This window comes from Microbispora sp. H13382, from assembly GCF_014161445.1.
GTDB lineage: Bacteria > Actinomycetota > Actinomycetes > Streptosporangiales > Streptosporangiaceae > Microbispora.
In genome coordinates this window covers 233,547-256,534 of record NZ_JABBXA010000006.1, presented here as the reverse complement: position 1 = coordinate 256,534, position 22,988 = coordinate 233,547, and the positions used below count along the sequence as shown (strand labels likewise).

At 71.7% G+C, this 22,988-nt stretch carries 25 protein-coding genes and 1 tRNA gene; 13 read left to right on the top strand and 13 right to left on the bottom strand.

Features of this window, described 5'->3' with window-relative positions; all coding sequences use genetic code 11:
• Positions 1 to 152 precede the first annotated feature (152 nt).
• The 5 genes from rfaE2 to HHX41_RS15215 all read left to right on the top strand — a co-directional run bounded on the left by rfaE2 (position 153) and on the right by HHX41_RS15215 (position 6,375).
• On the top strand, positions 153 to 1,598 hold the full coding sequence (gene rfaE2, locus HHX41_RS15235) for a D-glycero-beta-D-manno-heptose 1-phosphate adenylyltransferase (RefSeq protein ID WP_169984122.1): 1,446 nt from the start codon (positions 153 to 155) through the stop codon (positions 1,596 to 1,598).
• A gap of 10 nt (positions 1,599 to 1,608) precedes the next feature.
• On the top strand, positions 1,609 to 1,857 hold the full coding sequence (locus HHX41_RS15230; protein ID WP_142558099.1) for a hypothetical protein: 249 nt from the start codon (positions 1,609 to 1,611) through the stop codon (positions 1,855 to 1,857).
• Between the two features lie 4 nt (positions 1,858 to 1,861).
• Positions 1,862 to 2,860 (top strand): SDR family oxidoreductase, encoded by a 999-nt coding sequence (locus HHX41_RS15225; RefSeq protein ID WP_310742000.1) that lies wholly within the window; start codon positions 1,862 to 1,864, stop codon positions 2,858 to 2,860.
• Positions 2,861 to 3,133: 273 nt separating this feature from the next.
• Positions 3,134 to 4,960 carry a transketolase gene (locus HHX41_RS15220; protein ID WP_182906472.1) on the top strand — a complete coding sequence of 609 codons (1,827 nt, stop codon included), beginning with the start codon at positions 3,134 to 3,136 and terminating at the stop codon, positions 4,958 to 4,960.
• Between the two features lie 257 nt (positions 4,961 to 5,217).
• Positions 5,218 to 6,375: an alkaline phosphatase PhoX gene (locus tag HHX41_RS15215; protein ID WP_182906471.1), complete on the top strand. Its 1,158-nt coding sequence runs from the start codon at positions 5,218 to 5,220 to the stop codon at positions 6,373 to 6,375.
• A gap of 81 nt (positions 6,376 to 6,456) precedes the next feature.
• Here HHX41_RS15215 and HHX41_RS15210 read toward each other — a convergent pair whose 3' ends face one another.
• Complete coding sequence (locus HHX41_RS15210) at positions 6,457 to 6,849, bottom strand: ChaB family protein (protein ID WP_169984125.1); 393 nt, start codon at positions 6,847 to 6,849, stop codon at positions 6,457 to 6,459.
• 49 nt (positions 6,850 to 6,898) lie between these two features.
• Positions 6,899 to 7,159: a DUF6458 family protein gene (locus HHX41_RS15205; RefSeq protein ID WP_030505976.1), complete on the bottom strand. Its 261-nt coding sequence runs from the start codon at positions 7,157 to 7,159 to the stop codon at positions 6,899 to 6,901.
• An 86-nt stretch (positions 7,160 to 7,245) separates the two neighbouring features.
• Here HHX41_RS15205 and HHX41_RS15200 point away from each other — a divergent pair, with 86 nt between their 5' ends.
• Positions 7,246 to 7,767, top strand: coding sequence for a shikimate kinase (locus HHX41_RS15200; RefSeq protein ID WP_220504075.1), 522 nt, complete (start codon positions 7,246 to 7,248; stop codon positions 7,765 to 7,767).
• A 31-nt stretch (positions 7,768 to 7,798) separates the two neighbouring features.
• On the opposite strand, the gene HHX41_RS15195 is transcribed toward HHX41_RS15200, so the two are convergent.
• The 3 genes from HHX41_RS15195 to HHX41_RS15185 form a co-directional block, all read right to left on the bottom strand.
• A complete protein-coding gene (locus HHX41_RS15195; protein WP_169984126.1) occupies positions 7,799 to 8,266 on the bottom strand; it encodes an ATP-binding protein in 468 nt (155 codons plus the stop codon).
• Positions 8,267 to 8,623: 357 nt separating this feature from the next.
• Complete coding sequence (locus HHX41_RS15190) at positions 8,624 to 9,568, bottom strand: aldose 1-epimerase family protein (protein ID WP_182906470.1); 945 nt, start codon at positions 9,566 to 9,568, stop codon at positions 8,624 to 8,626.
• A 155-nt stretch (positions 9,569 to 9,723) separates the two neighbouring features.
• Positions 9,724 to 9,960: a hypothetical protein gene (locus tag HHX41_RS15185; RefSeq protein ID WP_182906469.1), complete on the bottom strand. Its 237-nt coding sequence runs from the start codon at positions 9,958 to 9,960 to the stop codon at positions 9,724 to 9,726.
• Positions 9,961 to 10,320: 360 nt separating this feature from the next.
• Here HHX41_RS15185 and HHX41_RS15180 point away from each other — a divergent pair, with 360 nt between their 5' ends.
• On the top strand, positions 10,321 to 11,496 hold the full coding sequence (locus HHX41_RS15180; protein WP_182906468.1) for a cytochrome P450: 1,176 nt from the start codon (positions 10,321 to 10,323) through the stop codon (positions 11,494 to 11,496).
• A gap of 18 nt (positions 11,497 to 11,514) precedes the next feature.
• Here HHX41_RS15180 and nhaA read toward each other — a convergent pair whose 3' ends face one another.
• Positions 11,515 to 12,903, bottom strand: a complete 1,389-nt coding sequence (gene nhaA / locus HHX41_RS15175) for a Na+/H+ antiporter NhaA (RefSeq protein ID WP_182906467.1) — start codon at positions 12,901 to 12,903, stop codon at positions 11,515 to 11,517.
• A 205-nt stretch (positions 12,904 to 13,108) separates the two neighbouring features.
• Between nhaA and HHX41_RS15170 the strand changes: the two genes are divergently transcribed.
• Positions 13,109 to 13,570: a GNAT family N-acetyltransferase gene (locus tag HHX41_RS15170; protein WP_182906466.1), complete on the top strand. Its 462-nt coding sequence runs from the start codon at positions 13,109 to 13,111 to the stop codon at positions 13,568 to 13,570.
• 57 nt (positions 13,571 to 13,627) lie between these two features.
• On the opposite strand, the gene HHX41_RS15165 is transcribed toward HHX41_RS15170, so the two are convergent.
• From HHX41_RS15165 to HHX41_RS15140, 6 genes are all read right to left on the bottom strand, one after another.
• Positions 13,628 to 13,701 (bottom strand) — tRNA-Lys (locus HHX41_RS15165).
• Positions 13,702 to 13,769: 68 nt separating this feature from the next.
• The gene (locus HHX41_RS41755; protein WP_182906465.1) at positions 13,770 to 14,369 is read right to left on the bottom strand and encodes a hypothetical protein; all 600 of its coding nucleotides are present in this window, start codon (positions 14,367 to 14,369) and stop codon (positions 13,770 to 13,772) included.
• Positions 14,370 to 15,512: 1,143 nt separating this feature from the next.
• Complete coding sequence (locus HHX41_RS15155; protein WP_169984133.1) at positions 15,513 to 15,899, bottom strand: OsmC family protein; 387 nt, start codon at positions 15,897 to 15,899, stop codon at positions 15,513 to 15,515.
• A 4-nt stretch (positions 15,900 to 15,903) separates the two neighbouring features.
• Positions 15,904 to 16,968: a HAMP domain-containing sensor histidine kinase gene (locus HHX41_RS15150; RefSeq protein ID WP_182906464.1), complete on the bottom strand. Its 1,065-nt coding sequence runs from the start codon at positions 16,966 to 16,968 to the stop codon at positions 15,904 to 15,906.
• Positions 16,965 to 17,666, bottom strand: a complete 702-nt coding sequence (locus tag HHX41_RS15145) for a response regulator transcription factor (RefSeq protein WP_169984135.1) — start codon at positions 17,664 to 17,666, stop codon at positions 16,965 to 16,967. The genes HHX41_RS15150 and HHX41_RS15145 overlap by 4 nt, the downstream gene beginning before the upstream one ends.
• Before the next feature lie 60 nt (positions 17,667 to 17,726).
• Positions 17,727 to 18,002 (bottom strand): hypothetical protein, encoded by a 276-nt coding sequence (locus tag HHX41_RS15140; RefSeq protein ID WP_169984136.1) that lies wholly within the window; start codon positions 18,000 to 18,002, stop codon positions 17,727 to 17,729.
• A 183-nt stretch (positions 18,003 to 18,185) separates the two neighbouring features.
• Here HHX41_RS15140 and HHX41_RS15135 point away from each other — a divergent pair, with 183 nt between their 5' ends.
• The 4 genes from HHX41_RS15135 to HHX41_RS15120 all read left to right on the top strand — a co-directional run bounded on the left by HHX41_RS15135 (position 18,186) and on the right by HHX41_RS15120 (position 20,766).
• A complete protein-coding gene (locus HHX41_RS15135; RefSeq protein ID WP_169984137.1) occupies positions 18,186 to 18,557 on the top strand; it encodes a phage holin family protein in 372 nt (123 codons plus the stop codon).
• Positions 18,558 to 18,656: 99 nt separating this feature from the next.
• Positions 18,657 to 19,577: an amidohydrolase family protein gene (locus HHX41_RS15130; RefSeq protein WP_182906463.1), complete on the top strand. Its 921-nt coding sequence runs from the start codon at positions 18,657 to 18,659 to the stop codon at positions 19,575 to 19,577.
• A complete protein-coding gene (locus HHX41_RS15125; protein ID WP_169984139.1) occupies positions 19,577 to 20,116 on the top strand; it encodes a cysteine dioxygenase family protein in 540 nt (179 codons plus the stop codon). Before HHX41_RS15130 ends, HHX41_RS15125 begins: the two co-directional genes overlap by 1 nt.
• Positions 20,117 to 20,166: 50 nt before the next feature.
• The gene (locus HHX41_RS15120) at positions 20,167 to 20,766 is read left to right on the top strand and encodes a Uma2 family endonuclease (protein WP_182906462.1); all 600 of its coding nucleotides are present in this window, start codon (positions 20,167 to 20,169) and stop codon (positions 20,764 to 20,766) included.
• On the opposite strand, the gene HHX41_RS15115 is transcribed toward HHX41_RS15120, so the two are convergent.
• On the bottom strand, positions 20,767 to 22,062 hold the full coding sequence (locus tag HHX41_RS15115; protein WP_310741999.1) for an MFS transporter: 1,296 nt from the start codon (positions 22,060 to 22,062) through the stop codon (positions 20,767 to 20,769).
• Positions 22,063 to 22,133: 71 nt separating this feature from the next.
• Here HHX41_RS15115 and HHX41_RS15110 point away from each other — a divergent pair, with 71 nt between their 5' ends.
• Positions 22,134 to 22,919 carry an IclR family transcriptional regulator gene (locus tag HHX41_RS15110; protein WP_169984142.1) on the top strand — a complete coding sequence of 262 codons (786 nt, stop codon included), beginning with the start codon at positions 22,134 to 22,136 and terminating at the stop codon, positions 22,917 to 22,919.
• The last annotated feature ends 69 nt before the right edge of the window (positions 22,920 to 22,988 follow it).

Here is a 22,988-nt window from a genome sequence, read left to right as displayed (position 1 = left end):
CCATTCGCCCGGCCCGCCGGCTGACCCCCGGCGGAGCGCTCGTGTGGTGCGACGTCTGATCCCGGTTACCCCGGTGCGACCGCCCCAAACCGGTCGGCCGGGTCTGCCGTGCCTCTTGTTTCCCCTGCGTCTGCGGGGGTAGCCGCCGAGGTATGACGGAAGAGACGCTCAACCGTTTCGGTGAAGTCACAGCCGTCGTCGTCGGGGACGTGATGCTCGACTCGTGGCTGCGGGGCCGCACCAAGCGCATGGCGCAGGAGGCCCCGGTGCCGGTGGTGACCGTCGAGCAGATCGAGGACCAGCCGGGCGGTGCCGCCAACACGGCCGTGAACCTGGCCGCCCTGGGCGCACGGGTCCACATGGTGGGGGTCACCGGCGCCGACCCCGCCGGGGCGACGCTCAACGCGACCCTGGGACGGCTCGACATCGAGGGCCTGGTGATCGTGCGCAGCTGGCGGACCTCGGTCAAGCGCCGGGTGCTGACCGACGGCCAGATCGTGGCGCGGTACGACGAGGAGGACGAGGCGCCGCTGCCGGCGGCGGCCGAGCGCGAGCTCATCGAGCAGATCACCCGGCTCGCGGCGGACGCGGACGTCATCATCGCCTGCGACTACGGAGGCGGGGTGTGCACGCCGGACGTCCGCCGGGTGCTGTGCGACCTGAGCATCGACCGCAGCGAGGGCTCGCGCGGCGCGCCGATCCTCGTGGTGGACGCCCACGACGTGGCGGCCTGGCGGGAGTGCCGTCCGGCGGCCGTGCTGCCCAACTACGCCGAGGTACGGCGGCTGCTCGGCCAGGGGGACGACCACGACAGGGTCGCGTTCCTGTCCGCGCGGTCGGAGGACCTCATCGAGGCCACCGGCGCCGACCTGGTGGTCACCACGCTGGACGGCGAGGGCACACTGTTGCACCGGCGCGGCAGGCCGCCGCACCGCACGTACGCGACCCCCGCGCCCGACACGATGAGCATCGGCGCGGGCGACACCTTCACCTCGGCGTTCGCGCTCGCCCTGGCGGCCGGCGCGGAGCCGGAGCGGGCCGCGGACATCGGTCAGGCGGCGGCGAGCGTGGTGGTACGCCGCCAGGGGACGGCCGCCTGCTCCCACGAGGACCTGCTGCAGGCGCTGCGGCCCGACACCGCGCTGCCGCCCGAGCGGCTGGCCGCGTGCCTGGAGCGCGACCGGGCCGAGGGCAAGCGCGTCGTCTTCACCAACGGCTGCTTCGACGTGCTGCACCGCGGCCACGTCGCCTGCCTGGAGGAGGCCGCCCGGCTCGGCGACGTGCTGGTCGTCGCGGTCAACGGCGACGACGGCGTGGCCCGGCTGAAGGGGCCGCAGCGCCCGATCAACCGGTGCGAGGACCGGGTCGCGGTGCTCGCGGCGCTGGGCTGCGTGGACTACATCACCGTCTTCGACGAGGACAGCCCGACCGAGCTGCTGCGGCTCGTCCGGCCGGACGTGTACGTCAAGGGCGGCGACTACCACCCTGACCTGCTGCCCGAGGCGGACCTGGTCAGGGAGTTGGGCGGGGAGGTGCGGGTGCTCGGTTACGTCCCGGACCGGTCCACCACGGCGATAGTGAACCGCATTCGAGGGTAGAGGGGCCTCCATGACCGAAGAACAACGTTCGCCGACCGGAAAGCCCATGGTCGAGGCGACGCCGATGGACGTGATCCACGTCCGTATCGCGTCGTTCGCCCTGGTCTTCTGTTTCGCCGTTCTGGTGCTCTCCTTCGTCGGGCGCATCTGGGTGCTGACCGGGATCGTCGTGGCGATCATGGCGATCATCGCGATCTACATGGCGTTCGCCGTGCGCAGGCAGAAGAGGCTCGGCGGCGGGCCCCAATCGAGAGGATGACGCGGTGAGCCTGAAGGACAAGGTCGTCGTGGTGACCGGCGCGAGCGGCGGTGTGGGCCGCGCCGTGGTCCGGCAGCTCGGAGCGGAGGGCGCGAAGGTCGCGCTCATCGCACGTGGAGAGGCGGGCCTCGCGGGCGCCGCCGTGGACGTCGGGGCCGAGGGCGGCACCGGGAAGACCTTCGCCGCGGACGTCTCCGACTACGACCAGGTCCGCCAGGCCGCCCAGCGGGCCGAGGCCGAGCTGGGTCCGATCGACGTCTGGATCAACATCGCGTTCACGACGGTGTTCGCGCCGTTCCTGGAGATCACCCCCGAGGAGTACGAGCGCGAGACCAAGGTGACCTACCTCGGCTACGTGTGGGGCACCCGCGTGGCCCTGGAGATGATGAAGCCGCGTGACAAGGGCGTGATCGTTCAGGCGGGGTCGGCCCTGGCCTACCGGTCGATCCCCCTGCAGTCGGCGTACTGCGGCGCCAAGCACGCGATCGTCGGGTTCACCGAGTCGGTGCGAACCGAACTGCTCGCCGAGGACTCGGGCGTGAAGATCACGGTGGTGCAGCTCCCGGCGCTGAACACCCCGCAGTTCGACTGGGGGCTCAACCGCATGCGGCGGCACGCGCAGCCGGTGCCGCCGATCTACCAGCCGGAGGTCGCCGCCGACGCGCTCGTCTACGCCGCCCAGCATCCGGAGCGCAAGGAGTACTGGGTCGGCGGGATGACCGCGGCCACCATCATGGGCCAGCGGGCCGTGCCCGCCCTGCTCGATCGCTACCTCGCGAGAACCGGGGTGAAGTCGCAGCTCACCGGCGAGAAGGCGCCGACCGGGGTGTCCAACCTGTGGGAACCCGCGGACGAGGACAAGGACTACGGCGCGCACGGCAGCTTCGACCGCCGGTCGCACGGCCGCAGCGTGCAGCTGTGGATGTCGCAGCACCGCCGTCTGGTCACCGCCGCCGGCCTCGGGCTCGCCGCCGTCGCCGGTTTCGGCCTCCGCCGCCGCTGACGCCCGCGGCCACGGGCGGGTGTGCGCCCGGAGCACACACCCGCTTGATCGTGATCTCGCGAGGAAACCAGAAGCACCCGGGAACGTGGCCAAACACCGATCGCGGGTTTTGACCGTTCCGGATCGCAGGCTTTGTTCGTCCCCCACCGTGGGATATGCCGGAGTCACCGCCGCACGGTGATCACATGAGCACGGATAGCGATTGATCCCGATATATCCAGGCACGACTCTTTTGCGGTGATACGAAGGGGCTTACCGGGGTAGTCGAGGACGATGGACGAGCTTGACTACCGGTTCCTGTGCGAACTCGCGGCCCAGCTCCGGGTGGACTCGGTCCGGGCCGCCGCGGCCGCCGGCTCGGGGCATCCCACGTCCTCGATGTCGGCGGCCGAACTGATGGCCGTGCTGCTCGCGCGTCACCTCCGCGTGGACGTCGAGAACCCCGCCAACCCGGCCAACGACCACCTGATCTTCTCGAAGGGCCACGCCTCCCCGCTGCTGTACGCGATGCTCAAGGCCGCGGGGGTCGTCACCGACGAGGAGTTGCTCACCTTCCGCAGGCGCGGCAGCCGCCTGGAGGGCCACCCCACCCCGGAGGTGCCGTTCGTGGACGTGGCCACGGGCTCACTGGGCTTCGGCCTGCCCGTGGGAGTGGGGCTGGCGCTGAGCGCGCGCAGGCTGGACCGCCTGCCGTACCACGTCTGGGTGTTGTGCGGCGACAGCGAGCTCGCCGAGGGATCGATGTGGGAGGCGTTCGAGCACGCCGGGCACGAGGGGCTGAACAACCTCACGGCGATCATCGACGTGAACCGGCTCGGCCAGCACGGCCCCACCCGGCACGGCTGGGACCTCGGGGCGTACGCGGCCAGACTCGGCGCCTTCGGCTGGCACACGATCGAGATCGACGGCCACGACCCCGGCCAGATCGACTACGCGCTCGCCGACGCCCGGGCCACCCGGCGCCGTCCGACGGCGATCATCGCCAGGACCTGCAAGGGCCGCGGCGTGTCGGCCGTGGAGAACCGCGAGGGCAAGCACGGCAAGCCGCTGGAGGACGCCGAACAGGCGCTCGGCGAGCTCGGCGGGCCCCGCGCCCTGACCGTCCGGGTCACCCCGCCCGACGCCCCTGTCACGCCGTACCGGTACGCGGACGGCGCGCTCGACCTGCCGAAGTACGCGGTGGGCGAGCAGGTGGCCACGCGGACCGCCTTCGGCGAGGCGCTGGCCGCGCTCGGCACGGCGCGGGGCGACGTGGTCGCGCTCGACGGCGAGGTGGCCGACTCGACGAAGCTGGAGGCGTTCGCCAAGGCGCATCCGGAGCGGTTCTTCGAGTGCTACATCGCCGAGCAGCAGATGGTCGCCGCCGCCGTCGGCATGGACGCCCGCGGCTGGACCCCCTACGCCGCGACGTTCGCGGCCTTCCTCACCAGGGCGTACGACTTCGTCAGGATGGCGGCGGTGAGCCGGGCCGGGATCTGCCTGGTGGGGTCGCACGGCGGGGTGTCGATCGGTGAGGACGGGCCCTCCCAGATGGGCCTGGAGGACCTCGCGGCGTTCCGCGCCGTGCACGGCAGCACGGTGCTGTATCCCTGCGACGCGAACCAGACGGCCCGGCTGGTCGCGGACATGGCCGCCATGGAGGGCGTCCGCTACCTGCGGACGACGCGGGGCGAGACGCCGGTGATCTACGGGCCGGACGAGGAGTTCCCCGTGGGCGGCTGCAAGATCCTGCGCACCGGCGGCCAGGCGACCGTCGTCGCCGCGGGCGTGACCGTGCACGAGGCCCTGGCCGCGGCCGACCTGCTCGCCGAGGACGGCGTCTCCGTCACCGTGGTCGACGCCTACTCGATCAAGCCGCTCGACTCCCCCGAACTGGTCGAGATGGCGGAGGCGACCGGGAAGGTGGTCACGGTGGAGGACCACTGGCCGGAGGGCGGCCTGGGCGACGCCGTGCTCTCCGCGCTGGCCGGATCGCCGGTGCGGGTGCGCAAGCTGGGCGTGTCGGGAATGCCGGGCAGCGCGACCGCACAGGAGCAGCTGGAGGACGCCGGCATCGACAGGCACGCGATCCGCGAGGCCGTCCTGTCCCTGCTCCGCTGACCGAGGGCCGGGGCCGGCGGTCCGGCTCACCCCTCCTTCTCTGATACGGCTGTCACACCACGCCGAAACCGTACCGAGTCGAGACCGACGGCGACGGTGGGCGCAAGCCCACGTGGCCGCAGCACCGGAATGTGGCTCGGCGTTAACTCCTCCGCCAGACGGATGTCCATTCGCCCGGCTTACTGTCAGCGAGGCCGCCTCCTCGGCCGACTCCCCTCGGCCGAGCCCCCTCGGCCGCCCCCCAAGGAGGTCTCGCGATGGAACGCCGTCACTTCCTGCGCGCGTCGGTGATCGGCGCCGGCACGATCGCCTTCAGCGGCAGTCTCTGGCAGGGCGCCGCTCTCGCCGCACCGGCGCAGAACGCCCCCGGCCCGTACGGCCCGCTGCAGGCCGCCGACGCCAACGGCATCCAGCTCCCGGCGGGCTTCACCAGCCGGGTGGTCGCCCGCTCCCGCCAGGTCGTTCCCGGCACGTCCTACACCTGGCACGACGCCCCTGACGGAGGCGCGTGTTTCGCCGACGGCAGCGGCTGGATCTACGTCTCCAATTCCGAAATCAACCCCGGTGGCGGCGCTTCGGCCATCCACTTCGACTCCAGCGGCGCCGCCACGTCGGCGTACCGGATCCTGTCCGGCACCCGGCAGAACTGCGCGGGCGGGAAGACTCCCTGGAACACGTGGTTGTCGTGCGAGGAGGTCAGCCTGGGCTACGTGTACGAGACCTACCCGTTCGGCGGTGCGGCGGTGCAGCGCCCCGCGATGGGCCGGTTCAAGCACGAGGCGGCCGCCGCCGACCCGGTACGAAAGGTGATCTACCTCACCGAGGACGAGACCAACGGGCGCTTCTACCGGTTCATCCCCACCACCTGGGGCGATCTGTCGTCCGGAACCCTCCAGGTCATGGTGGCGGGATCCGGCACATCGGGCTCGTTCACCTGGGCGAACATCCCGGACCCGGATGGTTCGCCGACGGCGACTCGCAGCCAGGTGTCCGGTTCCAAGTCGTTCAACGGCGGCGAGGGGTGCCACTACGCCGATGACACCGTCTGGTTCACGACCAAGGGCGACAACCGGGTCTGGCAGGTCGACCTGACCGGCAACACCTACGAGCTCGCCTACGACGACAGCCTCGTCAGCCCGGGCACCGCGCCCCTCACCGGAGTCGACAACGTCACCGGCTCGACCTACGGCGACCTCTACGTGGCCGAGGACGGCGGCAACATGGAGATCTGCCTGATCACACCGGACGACAAGATCTCCCCGTTCCTCAGGATCAACGGCCAGAGCTCGTCGGAGATCACCGGGCCGGCCTTCAACCCCCTCGGCAACCGGCTCTACTTCTCCTCCCAGCGCGGCACCTCGGGATCGTCCTCCGGCGGCATCACCTACTGCGTGACCGGCCCGTTCCGCACCTGACCCCGCCCTTGGGGAAAGCGCCGCCGACGGAGCGCCGCCGACGGCCCTCGCGGGGGCTGCCGGCGGCGCACGGAAGACAGGTCAGCGAGCCTTGGCGGTCGCCTTTCGGTTGGCCTTCTTGATGGCGTCCACGAGCTCGTCCTTGGTCATCCTGGACCGGCCGGGGATGCCGAGACGGCCGGCGACGTCGTAGAGGTGCTGCTTGGAGGCGTTCGCGTCGACGCCCTCGGCCGTCTCGCCCTGCTTCGGCGTGCCCTTCTCCGCCTGCTCGTCCGACGGTCCGCGCCTTTCCTTCTTCTCCCAGTGGTCGCCCACCTTCTCGAAGGAGTGCTTGAGCGCGGCGAACGCCGTACGGTGCGCCCGCTGGCCCTCGCCGTACGTCTCGACGGCGGAGTCGTGGGCCTTGATCCAGGTCTCCTGGGCCTCCTTGGGCGAGCGCTCCAGGGTCGAGGGCAGTTCCTCACGTCCTGGCATGGTCGGTGCCTCCCTTCAGACCGTCGGAAGTCCGTCGGAGGGGGTCAGATCAGATGGTGGGGTCGTCGTAGCGCCGCTCCTCGTACACGTGGCGGCGGGTGGCGGTGGCGTCCACGGGGGCGGCGGCGGTGACGGTGGTCCTGCGGCGGACCGTCGTCAGGCGCCAGATGCCGAAGAGCAGCCCGGCCAGACCGCCCACCATGAGGATCACCCCGATCACCTGGATGTCGAGGCCTGCGATGGTGAAGTCGACCGCCCAGGTGAGGATGGCCCCCAGCATGATGAGGATGATGCTTCCGGCGATGGTCATGGCTTTCCTCCTTCGCCTTCTGCTCTATCCCTCCCACGGATTCCAAACGTCGCATGCAGGTGCCCGCATAGGGCAACATGCGAATCATGACCGATATCCCCATTGTGGTGATGGGACTCATGGGCGCGGGGAAGAGCACCGTCGCCCGGCTTCTCGCCGACGCGCTCGGCCGTCCCATGCGCGACAGCGACGCCGACCTGCAGGCGAAGTACGGCACGACCGCCGCGGCGATGGCCGCCGACGTCGGCGCCGACGAACTGCACGCGCGCGAGGCGCTGGTGCTGCGGGACGCGCTCGCGGACCGTCCCGCCCCGGTCATCGCGGCCGCCGCCAGCACGGTCGAGGACGTGGAGACGCGCCGCGCGCTGGCCCCCGCCTTCGTGGTGTTCCTCGACGGCCCGCCCGAGGTGCTCGCCGAGCGGATGAAGTCGAGCCCTCATCGCCCGCACTTCAAACCCGACCTGGTACGCATGCTGACCGAGATGCGCGACCTGCGACTGCCGGGGTTCCGCGAGGTGGCGGACCTTGTCGTGGACGCCTCGGCGCACGGGCCCGAGGAGATCGCGGCCATCGTGCTCGCCAACCTCGACGGCGCGAAGACTTCCTGAGGCGCCGGGCCGGGTTCGGTGGGAGGCGCGGTCAGCCGACGGCGATGCGGGACTGGTGCGGGACGACGGGCAGCAGTGGGGGGCCGCCCGCTCCGGCGAGGAACCAGACGGTCTTGCCGCCCCGGCCCCCACTCGCCACACCCCAGTCGTCGGCGAGTTCGTCCACGATGAGCAGGCCGCGCCCGCCGATGGAGTCGAGGTCCGCCTCACGCTGGTGCGGCACGCCCTCGCCCTGGTCGAACACCTCGCCGTACACCCAGGTGCCGTTGCTTCCCAGCCGGAGGGTGAAGACGTTGCCGCCGTGCCGTACGACGTTGGAGGCGAGTTCGCTCACTATCAGGGAGCAGTCGTCGACGAGCTCGTCAAGGCCCCATCGGCACAGTTCGCGGCGTACGAGGGCGCGTGCCTCCGCCACGCTGGCGCCGACGGCGGGCAGGAGGCATTCCGCGGTCCAGACGGGGGCCGGGTTGACCGGCGCCGTACCGAAGGGGAGAGTCACGCGCGCCTCCTTAGGCTCATGGGAGCGCTCCCACGGCTCAAGATACGGCACGCAACGCAGTCATGTGAATTCAAAAGAACAAGATTGTTTCCGGTCAATGCCCGTTCCGTGATGGGCTCGAAGGAGAAGAACGCGGCGCGTCTCTCCTCCACCTCGCGTGTGAGCACGTCAGCGGCGCCACGTCCGGCGTCCCCGGCCCCTTCCTCGCGGCGGCGGGGCACCTCCGCCCGGGCGGTGTCGGCGTGAAAATAACTGAAATCCAGCCCGTCCCGGACTACCGATGCGGCAGGTCCGAATCGCGCTACATGTCCGCCGTGACCCGCAACAACCCTTTCGCGCACCTTCTGGCGTGCCCTCTCACGCCGCCGGCAGCGCGGCGATCCCCCAGCGGTGGGCGACCCGCTCCCCCGGCGCGAGGCGCACCAGGCACTCGCCGGTCGCGAAGGCGTTCGGCGGGCAGCTCATCGGCTCGACCGCCACTCCGGCCCGCCGGTACGGCTCGGCGAGCGTGTCCCCGGTGAAGACCTGGAGCCATTCGACACCGGGCCCGCCCCACAACTCCACGCCACGGGAGCCGTCGGCCGCCCGGAGCCGGGCCCGCACCAGCCCGTCGGCGTCGCGCCTCAGGACCGTGTAGGGGGTGTCGAGCACCGTGCCGCCGATGCGGCGTCCTTCGCGGAAGTCGTACTCCGTGCCCTCGACCGGGCGGCGGCCGACCGGGATCTTCTGCTCGTCCACGGGGGTCCACTCGGCCGCGGGCACCTCCAGCACGGCGTCGTCCACCGTCTCCTCGCCGAGGGTGAGGTAGGGGTGCGCGCCCATGCCGTACGGCGCGACGCCGTCTCCCACGTTCACGGCCGACAGCTCGACCTCCAGGCCCGCCTCGCCAAGCGCGTACGACGCCGTCAGGTCGAGCACGTGGGGATAGCCGAGCTGGGGGAACAGCCGCAGCCCGAGCCGGATCGAGGCGTCCTCCCGGTCGAGGACCCTCCAGGGCATCAGCCGGGCGAAGCCGTGCGCGGCGTTGCCGGTCCTGGGCTCGGTGATCGCGAGCTGCCTGGTCTCGCCGTCGACGTCGTACCTGCCGTCGCGCACCCGGTTCGGCCAGGGGAGCAGCAACTGCCCGGCGCCGCCGACGGGCTGCGCGGCGGCGGGGTACGACATGACCAGCGGCCGGTCGCGGTACGTCAGGGCGCGCAGGCCGCCGCCCACCTCCGTGACGGTCGCCTCGTATCCGTGCGCGGCGATCGTGTGCTGTGTGCCGGTCGGGGGGACGGGTTCGCGGACCGCTGGTTCTGTCATGAGAGGGATTTTCCCATCCGTCCCACGACGCTCGCAGGGGGCCCGGCGGGGACTCCTCACCACGGGTGTGCGAGCTCTCCGGCGTATGAGCCCCGGCGGGTCTCCGGCCTAACGCCGAGGCGTGAGCCCGGCGGGCCGGGCCCACGTCCTGGGCGTCACGAGGAGAGCGGCTGGCCCGTCAGGCCGTCCTGCGCGGTGAGCAGCGCGCGCAGTTCCTCCGCGCTCTCACCGCATGCGGTCATGATCAGGCCCCGGTCTATCTCGATCCGGGACAGCGACCTGGTCAGCCGGGTCGCGTACCAGCGGCCGGCGTCGCTCCTCCAGATCGACCAGCGACCGGCGTACTCGCTGCTCAGTTGTCTCCAGGCAGCGTCCTCGGCTGAGAACCGCACTCGTCACCACCTCCAGGCTCTGTGCCGGGAGACAACGATGTGCTCATCCGGACACGATTGGTAGTGAGAAGCGACCTCCCCCCTTCGGCGGCGCCGCCACCCCGGCCCCGACGAAGATCTCCCGCCGGATGCGGTGACTTCACCACCACTTGAGTCCCGTTCCTCCCGTACCACCCGTGTCATGCCGGGCCGCGGAACCACACTGGCGTTCCCGGTCGGTCCCCTGGCCTGGCACGGCGTGGCGGCGTGCGGCAAACGTCGCGTCTCCGATCACACCGGACATGGTTTTACTCCCTTGCCGGACAACGAGTCAGGGGAGAGATTCGAAAGGGCCGACATCGAGCGAAGGGAAGGTCACCCATGCCCGGACTCCCACGGCTGCCGTTCGACCGGCCGGACGTCCTGGAGATATCTCCCGGCTTCGGCGAACTGCGGAGCAGGGCGCCGATAACCAGGGTCACGACCGCGATGGGCGACGAGGCGTGGCTCGTCACCGGCTACGAGGAGATACGGCAGGTGTTCGGCGACGACAGGTTCGGCCGCTCCCACCCGGACCCGCCGAGCGCGGCCCGCCTGTCGAACAACGCCCTGCTCGGCGGCCCGACCGGCGACTACGCCACGGAGCGGTCCGTCCACACGCAGATGCGGCGCCTGCTCTCCCCCGCGTTCTCGGCCCGGCGCATGCGGAACCTGTCGGACCGGGTCGGGGCGCTGACCGGCCGCCTGCTCGACGGGCTCGCCGAGCAGGGCCCGCCCGCCGACCTGCACGCAGGCCTGTCGCTCCCGCTGCCGATCCAGGTGATCTGCGAGCTTCTCGGCGTGCCGTACGAGGACAGGGACAGGTTCCGGGCCATGGCCGAGGCGATGACCGACCTGCGCCACCCCGAGCGGTCCGCCGCCGCCCAGATGGAGATGAACACCTACACCTACGACATCGTGAAGGCGAAGCGGGACCACCCGGCCGAGGACGTCTACTCCGACCTCGCGAACGCCGCGCTGCCGGAGGACGACGTCGCCAGGATCGCGGGCGGCCTGCTGTTCGCCGGCCACGAGACCACGGTCAACCAGATCGACTACGGAGTGCTGCTGTTCCTGCGCGACCCCGCGCAGCGCGACGCGCTGCGAAGCGACCCCTCCCTCCTGGACGGCGCGGTCGAGGAGATCATGCGGGTCGCCTCGCCCAGCGAGCACGGGCTGGTGCGCTACGCGCACGAGGACGTCGAGGTCGCCGGGGTGCGGATCCGGGCGGGCGAGCTGGTCATGCTGTCCACCCCGGCGGCCAACAGGGACGAGCGCGTCTACCCCGACCCCGACAGCTTCGACATCCGGCGGCGTGATCCCCAGCCGCACGTCGGGTTCGGCCACGGGCCGCACCACTGTCTCGGGGCGTCCCTGGCGCGGGTCGAGCTGCGCGCGGTCTTCGGCTCCCTGTTCGCGCGCTTCCCCACCCTCGCGCTCGCCGTGCCGTACGAGGAGCTCAGGGCGCACACCGACAGGCTGGCCGGAGGGTTCGACACGCTGCCCGTCATGTGGTGAGGGACTCCGGGCGCGGTGTCACTCGCCGTACGGAGCCCGGTCGCCGGTGGCCACGGCCCCGGCACGCTCGGATCCGGCGGTCTCGGATCCGGCGGTCTCGGATCCGGCGGTCTCGGATCCGGCGGTCTCGGATCCGGCGGTCTCGGATCCGGCGGTCTCGGCCTCGGCGAGCCGCCGGTACGCACGGTCGCGCAGCCGGAGCACCACCGTCGCCAGCAGCGCCGCGACCAGCGAGCCGGCCAGCACCGCCAGCTTGACCTGGGCGTCGCGGGGCGTGCCCGGGCCGAACGCCAGCTCGCCGATGAGCAGGGACACCGTGAACCCGATGCCGGACAGGATCGCCAGCCCGCCGACGTCCACCCACGCCAGTCCTTCGTCGATGTCGGCACGGGTGAAGCGGGCGGTCAGCCAGGTGGCCGCCATGATCCCCAGCGGCTTGCCCACGACGAGCCCGGCGATGACACCCAGCGGCACCGGGTCAGTGAGCAGGTTCGTCACCCCGCCCAGCCCCCCGAGCGGCACCCCCGCGGACAGGAACGCGAACAGCGGCACGGCCACCCCGGCCGAGATGGGGCGGAACCGGTGCTCGAAGTGCTCGGCGAGCCCCGGTCCCGCCTCCGGGCCGCCCGCCTTCTCACTGCGCAGGACGGGCACGGCGAAGCCGAGCAGCACGCCGGCCACCGTGGCGTGCACGCCCGAGGCGTGGACCAGCCCCCAGGTCAGGCCGGCCAGTGGGAGCAGCAGCCACCACGAGCGCACCCGCCGCTGCACCAGCACGGTGAAGACGCCGAGCGGCGCCAGCGCCGCCAGCAGGGGCACCACCGACAGGTGCGACGTGTAGAACACCGCGATGATCACGATCGCCAGCAGGTCGTCCACGACGGCCAGGGTGAGCAGGAACGTGCGCAGCGCGGCGGGCAGGCGCCGCCCCACCACGGCGAGCACTGCCAGAGCGAACGCGATGTCGGTGGCCGTCGGGGTCGCCCATCCCCGCATCGCGCCGTCGTCGAGGAGTCCGTTGACCAGCAGATAGAGCAGAGCCGGGACGATCACACCGCCGACGGCCGCCGCGACCGGAACGACGGCCCTCCGGGGATCACGCAGGTCCCCCGCCACGAACTCGCGCTTGAGCTCCAGACCGGCGACGAAGAAGAAGACCGCCAGCAGCCCGTCCGAGGCCCACTTGGCGAGGCTGAGGTCCAGGTGCCACCCGGCCGGACCGACCGTGACCGAGCGTAGCCCCGCGTACGCCTCCGACCAGGGCGAGTTGGCCCAGACGAGGGCCGCGACGGCGGCGAACAGGAGCAGTGCGCCGCCGATCGTCTCCTTGCGGAGGATGTCGGCGATGCGGCGGGTCTCGGCCCGGGAAGTGGGACCGAGGAGGGACAGTCGGCGGGGAGAGGCCATGGGCGCTCCGTTTCCGGGCTCGGTTTCGACGACCGCCGACCAGACTTCCCGGCACTCCGCGTCCATTCTATGGCGTATCGACCGGATCCTTGCCCGCTGCACGTTTCCCCTCAACGCCTTCGGCAGCGCCGCCGGCACCGGAAGGCGCACGGCGGCGGCCTAGAGTGCGGGACAGTGCTGTCGACCCCGTTGGATGAGCGAACAGATGAGAATCGTCGAAGACGACCTGTCCGGCCCGCAGATCGCCGAGTTCCTCCTGGAACACGTCCGGGAGATGCGGTCGATCACCCCCCTGGAGAGCAAGCACGCCCTCGATCTCGACGGTCTCCGCGTGCCCGAGATCAGGTTCTGGTCGGTGCTGGACGGCGCCGCCGTCGTCGGCTGCGGTGCGATCAAGAGGCTGGACGCCGATCACGCCGAGCTGAAGTCGATGCGGACCGCCGCGGCGCGCAAACGCAGCGGGATCGCCTCCCTGCTGTTGCGGCACATCCTCACCGAGGCCGAGCGGCTGGGCTTCGCCCGCCTGAGCCTGGAGACCGGCTCGGCCGACTTCTTCCTGCCAGCCAGACGGCTGTACGAGAAGTTCGGGTTCGAATACTGCGAGCCCTTCGCCGACTATCGGCCCGACCCCAACAGCGTGTTCATGACCAGGCTTCTGCGGGGATGAGACGACCGACGAACAGCGAAAGCCCAGGGCGGCTGGCCGACCTGGGCTTTCGTTCTGTGCGCCGCCAGGGACTCGAACCCCGGACCCGCTGATTAAGAGTCAGCTGCTCTAACCAACTGAGCTAGCGGCGCCTGCGATGTCCGTAACCTTAGCAGTCCCGCGAAGGTCGCGCACATCGCCACGTGATCGGATTTCGGGGTCAGCTCCGCCAGGCGCCGCTGGAGAACGGCATCGGCTCGCCGCGCGTACCCGGTCCGTTGCCCCACTTGGTGACGACGTACTGGATCGGGATGTGACCGAGGTCACCGTTGACGGTCAGCGTGTCCTCGTTCCAGCTGGTGCCGGTCAGCTCGGCGAAGGTCTTGCCGTCGATGTCCAGCATGATGCCGCTGTCCGACGGGACGCCCGGGCCGCGGTCGCCGATGAAGAACTTGGCCTTCTTGCCCTTGTAGAAGACGTAGCCCTCGGTGCCGAGCGGCCAGCTCGGGCTGGCGAACATGCCCTTCTGCATGGGCTTGCCGATGGCGGGCAGGCCCGTGTCGCCCTGGCGGCCCGAGGAGTCGTCCCAGAAGTACGAGCCGGTGGTGCTGCCCTGGAGCAGGACCTCCTCATGCGCGGGGATGGCGAAGGCGAGCTCGCGCGCCGGGGCGGCGGCGGAGACGTGGGCGGCCTCGTTGACCGGCTGCTCGACGGGCGCGGGCGCGGCGGCCACAAGGGACGCGGTGACGGCCGCCACACCGGCGAGCGCGGCCGCGGCGTTGAGGCGTCGGTTGCCACGCAGGTCAAACAGAGTCTTCATCAGGGCTGGGGATCTTTCGTTGAGACGACAGAGGATGGCCATGCGTCATCTAGGGACCTGCGAACGGCAGACCGCGAAGACGGGCCACGTGTCCGGGTACGAGAGGTCGTTCACCCGGAGGCGTGTGCGCGGAAGCTATGGCGATCGGCCGGAAGGCCGTCGTGGGTCAGACGTGTGATCCGAAATGCCTTGGCTCAGAGGTCGATGTGGGGTCACCCACGGTGATCTCCTCTCCAAGTCCAAACCAGCCACCGGTTGGCGGCAAACAGGACACTACAGGACGAGTCAGGACGGAGCAAAGTAAAAGCCGCATAACCCCCAGAAGATCTACCCATGGTCCTGTTTATCCCAAGCCGGACCGTGGTCGGCCCCTCTGCCCGGGGTGATGCCGACGCTGCGTGACCGGGCGCCCGATCCGCGCGAGGCAAAGTCGGAAGGCCTTACGGCAAGAGAACACAAAGGAAATCACCGGGAACGACGCGGGAAAGCATTCCGCCGCAAAAGCGTGGACGCCCGGCGAGACGAAGCCTCCCGGGTTTACGAATGCAAAGGGTCTTTCCCTGCCGTGGAGACGCCCTCATGGGGGCGATAGGCCGACGGAGGGGCGGGCGGGCGGGAATCAAGGCGGAGCCGGCGGGCGGGAATCAAGGCGGAGCCGGCGGCCAGGGAAGCGGACGGCCAGGTGAAGGGGGTACGCCGGACGCGGTCCGCGGCGGTCGGGGCACCACCCGGCGAGATGTGCCCGGGCGGCCGGGCTCCCAGGGCGGCCGGGGCTCCCAGGGCGGCCGGGGCTCCCAGGGCGGCCGGCGTGGCTTCGGCGGCCGGGCAGACCCCGCGCGAGGCGACCGGCACACAGACCGTGGCGGGAGGAGAACGGGTGAAGGACCCTGGAAATGCCGGAGCCGGGCAGTCCCCCAACTGCCCGGCTCCGGATCAAAGCGGTTCCGCCAGGAATGCCCTCCCCAAAGGCACCGGCGGGTCCCCCGCTTTCCGGACGCGGTTCCCCCATCCGCGTCCTTTATCAAGAAAGTCTGTCGGCCTCTCCCGAGGACCTGCTTCAACATTACAAGGGGCCCTGTCATGAAGTCGTCATCGGCAGGTTGATTTCCGGCCTACATCCGGGCGGCCCCCCGCCCGGCCGTGCTAACTCCCGAGGTCCAGCCGGACCTCGGTGCCCTTCTGCAGCGACCGGCTCACCGTGCAGTGACGCTCGTGCACCCGCTCGGCGACGGCCTCGAAGACCTCGCCGGAGTCCTCCGAGGGCAGCTCCACGTCGTACGTCACCGTGACCGAGCGCAGGAGGGTCGGGCTCTCCTTCTCGGCGGAGACCTCGACGGCCAGCCGTACGAGCCGGTGGCCCCGCTTGGCGGTGAGCGGCTCGACCGTCATGACGTTGCATCCGCCGACGGCGGCCAGCAGCAGCTCCACCGGGCTGAACAGGCCGTCACCCGTGCCCATCTCGATCTCGGCGCCACGCTCGTTGCGGGCGACGAACCCGTCCTCGGTCCGCTCGACGCGTACAGAGCCCATGACATCACCCTACTGGCAGGGCCAGACGGACGAGCGTGCCGCCGCCGGGGGCGGCGCTGGCCGACACGCTGCCGCCGTGGCTGTCCACCACCTGGCCCACGATGGCCAGGCCGAGCCCCGATCCGGGCAGCGCCCGCGCCGAGGGCGCGCGGTAGAAGCGGTCGAAGACGTGCGGCAGGTCGTCGGCGGAGATGCCGGGGCCGTGGTCGCGCACCGTCAGCACGCCGCCCCGCAGCGACACCTCGACCAGGCCGCCGGCCGGGCTGTACTTGGCCGCGTTGTCGAGCAGGTTGGCGACGGCGCGGGCGAGCCGGTCGGGCACGCCCCGCACCACCATCGGCTCCACCGAGACGGAGTACGCGGTCGACGGCCAGTGCCGGGCCGCCCGGGCGACCTCCCGCTCCACGAGCTCGTCGAGGCGCACGCTCTCCACCAGCACGGCGGGCTCCTCGTCGCGGGCCAACTCGACCACGTCGGAGACGAGCGCCGTCAGCTCCTCCAGGCCGCTCACCACGGCCCGGCTCACCTCGTCGTGGACCTCCTGCGGCAGGTCTCCCCTCATCAGCAGCTCGACGTTGGTCCGCAGGGCGGTGAGCGGAGTGCGCAACTCGTGGGACGCGTCGGCGACGAGGCGCTTTTGCGACTTGGCGGAGCGTTCCAAGGCGTCGAGCATCGCGTTGAAGCTGCGCGCCAGGCTGCTCAGCTCGTCGTCTCCCGCCACGTCGATCCGGGTGGTCAGGTCACGGGTGGTGGCCACCCGTCCGGCGGCGTCCTTGAGCGCGTTGACCGGCCGCAGCGCCGCCCGGGCGGCCAGCCAGCCGAGCGCCCCGGAGAGCACCAGGCCGCCGAGCGCCACGACGACGAAGGGCCAGCCCAGGTCGTCCACGTCGGCGAGGGCGGCCAGCACGCCGTTGGGGGGCCGGTCGCCGTACCTCTCGTACGTCCCGTAGTGGTCCATCGCCCACTCCACCCGGCGGCAGGTGATGACGTAGGCGGCCACGATCACGACGATCACGCTCACCGCGCCGGCCAGCGCGGAGGCCATCGCGAGCCGCCAGCGGAGCTTCACGGCTCCTCCCCGGCGAGAGAGGCGGCGGGCTCCCTGAGCGCGTAGCCGAGGCCGTGGACCGTGTGGATGAGCCGCGGCTCGCCCCCCGCCTCGGTCTTCTTACGCAGATAACCGATGTAGACCTCCAGCGGGTTGGACCCGGGCCGGAAGCCGTAGCCCCAGATGCGTTCCAGGATGACCTGCCGGGTCAGCACCTGGCCGCCGTTGCGGATCAGCAGGTCGAGCAGGGCGTATTCGGTCCTCGTCAGGTCGATGAGCCGGCGGCCGCGCCGGGCCTGCCTGCTGTCGGGCAGCAGGACCAGGTCGGCGAAGCCCGCCTCCGGGGGCGGCGCGGCGCGGCGGAGCAGGGCGCGCACCCGGGCGAACAGCTCCTCCAGCGCGAACGGCTTCACCAGGTAGTCGTCGGCGCCCGCGTCCAGGCCGGCCACCTTGTCGCCGATGCCGTCCAGGGCCGTCAGCATGAGCACGGGCAGCCGGTTGCCGTCGCCGCGCAGCGCACGGCAGACCTCGATCCCGTCCATGCCCGGCATGAGCACGTCGAGCACCACGAGGTCGGGCGCGACGCCGTCGATGGCGTCGAGGGCGTCCACGCCGTCCCCGGCGGTCGCCACGCCGTATCCCTCCACGCGCAGCGCCCGCGCGATCGCGTCGCGGACCTCGGGTTCGTCGTCGACGACGAGCACCTGTGTCTTGACCACGCCGCCATTGTGACGTGCGGAGATGAGAGCTTGCTGAGCGCTCCCGGGGACGGGACGCGCTCAGGCGTCGGGATGTTTGGACAGATAGTCGACGTAGACCGGCCGGAGCGCGTCGCCGAGTTCGCCCTCGCCCGCCCCGATCGCGTCGCTGAGCAGCGCCGAGACCCTGCTGAGGTCGTTCGCGGTCTCGCCGGTGTTGCCGCTGGCGGCCTCGGCCGCCGGGATGACCTTCAGCAGTTCCCACAGGAAGCCCAGGTCGCCGTGCCGTACGGCGTAGCGCACGGCGCGGTCGTGCAGCTCCTTCGCGGGGAGCGACTCGAGCTCTTCCACGTCCATTCGATCTCACCCCCAACTCGTGGGTTTCCCCCAGGTTTGCCCCTTATACCCCCGCCACGGGAGAAAGACCGCCGGAAGCGGACGAGCTTTTTGCCGCCCCACCCGGCCTTCGGCGCGAGTCCGCCCCGCATCGGCCACACGGGAACCGCGCACTCTTTGCCGTGCCATGGAAGGATTCTTGAGGTGAAGGTCATACTCAAGATCATCGTGGTGGCCGCGGCCCTGTGGGCGTCCACCAAGCTGGTGGACGGCATCACCGTCAGCGCCGGCTCCACGGCCAGGCAGATCGGCACCCTCCTCGCGGTCGCGCTGATCTTCGGCCTCGTGAACGCCGTCATCAAGCCGGTCATCAAGACGATCGGCTGCGCGTTCTACGTGCTCACGCTCGGGTTGTTCGCCCTGGTGGTGAACGCCGCCCTGCTGCTGTTCACGAGCTGGCTCGCCGAGCAGCTCGACCTCCCCTTCCACGTCGACGGGTTCATGGCCGCCTTCTGGGGCGCCATCGTCGTCGGCGTGATCAGCTGGCTCCTCAACATGATCCTCGGCGACGACTGACCGGCTCCGGGGCGGGTCGCGATCCGCCCCGGGGTCACACCCGGCAGATAATCATGTATTCTGAGTAGGGAATTAGGACTTCTCGGAAGGGCCGGGCCGATGAGCGTGGACGTGCACCAGCACCTGTGGACGCCGTCCCTCGTCGACGCGCTGCGCCGCCGCACCCGCCCGCCGTTCCTGGACGGATGGACGCTCGTCCTCGACGGCGAGCCGCCGTACGAGGCGGACCCGGCCGACCACGACGTGGAGATCCGGCGTAAGCGCAACGCCCACCTCGACCTCGCCCTCGTCTCCCTGTCGAGCCCGCTCGGCATCGAGCATCTGCCTCCGGAGGAGGCGTGGCCGCTCATCGACGCCTACCACGCCGACGCCCGCGCGCTGCCCGCGCCGTTCGGCGCCTGGGCCGCCGCCCCGGTGACCGACCCCGACCCCGTACGGCTCGCGCACGTCCTCGACCACGCCCCCGGCCAGGCCCCCGGCCGAGGCCTGGCCGGGCTGCAGCTTCCGGCGACCGCGCTCGGCGACGCCCGGGGACTGGCCCTGGCCGCCCCGCTGCTCGACGTGCTGGAGGAGCGCGGCCTGCCGCTGTTCGTCCACCCGGGCCCCGCCGCGGCCCCGGGCCCCGCGTGGTGGGCGGCCGTCGTGCCGTACGTGCAGCAGATGCACGCCGCCTGGTACGCGTTCGAGGCGTTCGGCCGGCCCCGGCATCCCCGCTTGAAGGTGTGCTTCGCGCTGCTGGCCGGGCTGGCCCCGCTGCACAGGGAGCGTCAGTTGAGCCGGGGCGCCGCCGGGCGCGGCCTGGTGGACCCCGGCCTGTTCCTCGAGACGTCGTCCTACGGCCCCCGGGCCGCCGACGCGGTGGTCCGCGAACTCGGGATCGACGTCCTCGTCGCCGGAAGCGACCAGCCGTACGCCGAGTCGGTCTGGCCGGACCCCGGCGACCCCGCACAACGAGCCATCGATCACGCCGTCCGCGTGGCCAATCCAGGCCGCCTGCTGTCCCGGAAGGAGTCGCCGTAATGAGCACGCCCACGATCCAGGAAGGCGCGCTGTGTGCCTCCTTCGCCGACCTGCCCGCACGCACGCTCGACCGCCGCGAACTGCTCGCCCTGGTGGAGGACCTGGCCGGGCGGCCCGAGCTGTGGCGTCACCACCTCGGCTTCGAGGGCGCGGAGGACGGGGGACGCCACTACGTCTCCCTGCACCGGGACTCGTACGTGGACGTGTGGCTGCTGTGCTGGCGCCCCGGGGACGACACCGGCTGGCACGACCACGACGTCTCCTCCGGCGCGGTCCGCGTCGTGGCCGGTGAGCTGAAGGAGTGCAACCCGCGCATCGGCGGCGCCCACCTGGAGACGCAGGTCGTGGCGGGCGACGCCTTCTCCTTCGGGCCCGACCACATCCACCGGCTGACCGGCGAGGCGCCCGGCTCGGTCTCGATCCACGCGTACTCCCCACCCCTGTGGCGGATGGGGCAGTACTCCATCACCGAGGACGGGACCATGCGCCGCCTTTCGGTCGGATACGCGGACGAATTGCGCCCGCTCGACCCGGCTTAGGGCGATGCGAGTAGTTCGGTCATCACGCACCGTGACGCTAGTCTGCTGCCATGACCAGCGTGCTCGATGACTGGCTGCAGCCTCGTCCGGGAGACGGGGCCGGGGGCGTCCCCGATCGGCTCTCCCCGCCCCGTCCCGCCGCCGGCGAGCAGCGGGACGGCGGGGACGACGACAGCCTCGACGCCGGCCTCATCTCCACCGGCCCCCAGACACGGTTCCGCGAACGTGTGGCCTACGGCCTGCGCACGGCGCTGAACGCGCAGGCGCCGGGCGACCTGGTGGCGGTCAGCCGGATGGACGTCCTGCTGGAGCCGGAGCGGCGTGCCCGCCCCGACGTGTCCCTGGTGGACGACCTCGCCGCCTCCGACGACCGGAGGACCTGCTACCTCGCCGAGGAGGTGGGGCTGGTCATCGAGATCGCCGGCCCCGACTCGGCCGTCCCCGACCGCGACGTGCTGCCACGGCACTACGCGGCGGCCGGCATCCCGCACTTCTGGCGGGTCGAGAGCACCGGCTGGCGGCCGTTCGTCTACTCCTACGAACTCGACGCCGGCGGAGCCGGCTACCAGGTGACCGGCGTCCACCACACCCGGCTCACGGTCGGCACTCCGTTCCCCATCGAGATCGACCTCGAACGGCTGCCGCGCTGACTACGCCCGCGCCGGGCGGGCGGCGAGCATCCCCGACACCAGTTGGAGGCCGCACGCCCCCAGCCCGGCGAGCAGGGGCACGGTCCAGCCGCCGGACAGCTCGTGGAGCAGGCCGAACGCGAGCGGCCCGATCGCGGCCAGCAGGTAACCGCTCGACTGGGCGACCGCCGACAGCGCGGTCACCGAGGCCGGATCAGGCGCCCGCAGCGTGATGATCAGCAGGGCGAGCGCGATCGAGGCCCCCTGGCCGAGCCCGAGGACGATCATCCACAGCCACGGCGTGACGGTGGGCGCGAGCAGCACCCCCAGATATCCGCCGACGGTCAGCAGCACGGCCACGACCACGTGTGGCGTCTGGGATCGGGCCCGGCCCGCGTGCAGGGGGACGACCAGCGCCGCGGCGATCTGCATGAGGTTCGTCAGGCCCAGCAGATATCCCGCCTCGTCTGCGGGCAGGCCGGCGGCCTGGAACACGGTGGGCAGCCAGGCCAGCAGGACGTAGAAGGTCAGCGACTGCAGTCCCATGAACGCCATGACCGGCCACGTCGCCGGCGCGCGGAGCAGGGTCGCGTACGGCCGGTGGCCGGGGTCTCCGGGCCGGGGACGGCGGGCCCCGCGCGCCTCCGGGGACGACGGCTGCTCCGGGCCCGCCACGGATCGCGCCGCCTCGGCCGGGGAGACCTCCGGCTGGGCCGCCTTCGTCCGGGCCTGTGCCGCCGGAAGCGACGCCGCCCTGGTCAGCGCCACGCGCCACAGGGCCGCCGCCAGCAGCGCGAGCAGGGCCGCCGACCCCGCCGCGGCCCGCCAGCCGACCTGCTCCGCCAGCGGGACCATCGCCGCCGAGGCCGTCGCGGCCCCGCCCACCATGACCGAGACGTACAGGCCGGTGAAGAGCCCGACCCTGTCCGGGAAGTGCTGTTTGACGAGGCCCGGCATGACGACGTTCATGACGGCGATGGCCGTACCGGCCAGGGCCGCGCCGCAGTACAACGCGGGCACGCCGTCCGCGCTGCGCAGCGCGACGCCGGCGGCCAGGACGAGCAGCCCGGCCAGCAGCGTGCGGTCCAGCCCGATGCGGGTGGCCAGCGCGGGCGCGACCGGGGCGAGCAGGCCGAGGCACGCCACCATCACCGTGGTGATGGCGCCGCCTCCGGCGGGGCTGAGGCCGAGGTCCCGCATGATGGCCGGGAGGAGCGGTGACACGCCCGCGAGAGCGGGCCTCAGGTTGAGCGCCGCCAGGACGAACCCGGCGATGAGCAGCGCATCTCCCCGATGAACCACGATCCCTCTCGTCACCCGCCAAACCCTACCGGCGCGGTGTTTCGAGCCCCGTCCGGCGCTAGGGTTCGGTCGGGAGGTGGGCGGCCATGGCGGAGGAGCACGTCCAGTCGCTGGCCCGGGGCCTGGCGGTGATCCGGGCGTTCGACGCGACGAGCCCGGAGCTGACGCTCAGCGAGGTGGCCCGCAAGACCGGTCTCACCCGCGCCGCGGCACGCAGGTTTCTGCTGACGCTCGCCGGCCTGGGCTACGTGCGGACCGACGGGCGGCTTTTCGCCCTGTCGCCCCGGGTCCTGGAGCTGGGCTACGCCTACCTGTCGAGCCTGTCCCTGCCCGAGGTCGCTCTGCCGCACCTGGAGCGGCTCGCCGCCGAGGTGCACGAGTCGGCGTCGGTCTCGGTGCTGGACGACACCGAGATCGTCTACGTGGCCCGCGTGCCGACGGCCCGGATCATGCGCGTGACGATCGCGATCGGCACCCGCTTCCCGGCGTACTGCACCTCGATGGGCAGGGTGCTGCTCGCGGGGCTGTCCCCGGAGGACCTCGACGCCTACCTCGCCCGCGCCGACCTGCGGCGGCTGACCCCTCACACCGCCACGTCGCCGGTGGCCCTGCGCACCGCGCTCGACGAGGTACGGGCCCAGGGCTGGGCCATGGTGGACCAGGAACTGGAGGAAGGGCTGCGGTCGATCGCCGCGCCGATCAGGGGCCGCGACGGCCGGGTGGCGGCGGCGGTCAACGTCTCCTCGCACGCCAGCCGCACCACGCCGGAGTCCGCGCGCCGCGACCTGCTGCCCCCGCTGCTCGCCACCGCCGCCGGGATCGAGGCCGACCTGCGCGCCACCGGGGGCGCGAGCCGCGCGGACCTCCCCTGACGCACCCCCACGTCCCCACAAAAACGACCATCTCCCACCATGGAACTGACAACGTTGTCTAGGGCGCTG

What these genes read in the sequence shown, in the direction of transcription:
- rfaE2 (WP_169984122.1), top strand. Translation starts at nt 153, where the DNA reads ATGACGGAAGAGACGCTCAACCGTTTCGGTGAAGTCACAGCCGTCGTC.
- HHX41_RS15230 (WP_142558099.1), top strand. Translation starts at nt 1,609, where the DNA reads ATGACCGAAGAACAACGTTCGCCGACCGGAAAGCCCATGGTCGAGGCG.
- HHX41_RS15220 (WP_182906472.1), top strand. Translation starts at nt 3,134, where the DNA reads ATGGACGAGCTTGACTACCGGTTCCTGTGCGAACTCGCGGCCCAGCTC.
- HHX41_RS15215 (WP_182906471.1), top strand. Translation starts at nt 5,218, where the DNA reads ATGGAACGCCGTCACTTCCTGCGCGCGTCGGTGATCGGCGCCGGCACG.
- HHX41_RS15210 (WP_169984125.1), bottom strand. Translation starts at nt 6,849, where the DNA reads ATGCCAGGACGTGAGGAACTGCCCTCGACCCTGGAGCGCTCGCCCAAG.
- HHX41_RS15205 (WP_030505976.1), bottom strand. Translation starts at nt 7,159, where the DNA reads ATGACCATCGCCGGAAGCATCATCCTCATCATGCTGGGGGCCATCCTC.
- HHX41_RS15200 (WP_220504075.1), top strand. Translation starts at nt 7,246, where the DNA reads ATGACCGATATCCCCATTGTGGTGATGGGACTCATGGGCGCGGGGAAG.
- HHX41_RS15190 (WP_182906470.1), bottom strand. Translation starts at nt 9,568, where the DNA reads ATGACAGAACCAGCGGTCCGCGAACCCGTCCCCCCGACCGGCACACAG.
- HHX41_RS15180 (WP_182906468.1), top strand. Translation starts at nt 10,321, where the DNA reads ATGCCCGGACTCCCACGGCTGCCGTTCGACCGGCCGGACGTCCTGGAG.
- nhaA (WP_182906467.1), bottom strand. Translation starts at nt 12,903, where the DNA reads ATGGCCTCTCCCCGCCGACTGTCCCTCCTCGGTCCCACTTCCCGGGCC.
- HHX41_RS15170 (WP_182906466.1), top strand. Translation starts at nt 13,109, where the DNA reads ATGAGAATCGTCGAAGACGACCTGTCCGGCCCGCAGATCGCCGAGTTC.
- HHX41_RS41755 (WP_182906465.1), bottom strand. Translation starts at nt 14,369, where the DNA reads ATGAAGACTCTGTTTGACCTGCGTGGCAACCGACGCCTCAACGCCGCG.
- HHX41_RS15155 (WP_169984133.1), bottom strand. Translation starts at nt 15,899, where the DNA reads ATGGGCTCTGTACGCGTCGAGCGGACCGAGGACGGGTTCGTCGCCCGC.
- HHX41_RS15140 (WP_169984136.1), bottom strand. Translation starts at nt 18,002, where the DNA reads ATGGACGTGGAAGAGCTCGAGTCGCTCCCCGCGAAGGAGCTGCACGAC.
- HHX41_RS15130 (WP_182906463.1), top strand. Translation starts at nt 18,657, where the DNA reads ATGAGCGTGGACGTGCACCAGCACCTGTGGACGCCGTCCCTCGTCGAC.
- HHX41_RS15125 (WP_169984139.1), top strand. Translation starts at nt 19,577, where the DNA reads ATGAGCACGCCCACGATCCAGGAAGGCGCGCTGTGTGCCTCCTTCGCC.
- HHX41_RS15120 (WP_182906462.1), top strand. Translation starts at nt 20,167, where the DNA reads ATGACCAGCGTGCTCGATGACTGGCTGCAGCCTCGTCCGGGAGACGGG.
- HHX41_RS15110 (WP_169984142.1), top strand. Translation starts at nt 22,134, where the DNA reads ATGGCGGAGGAGCACGTCCAGTCGCTGGCCCGGGGCCTGGCGGTGATC.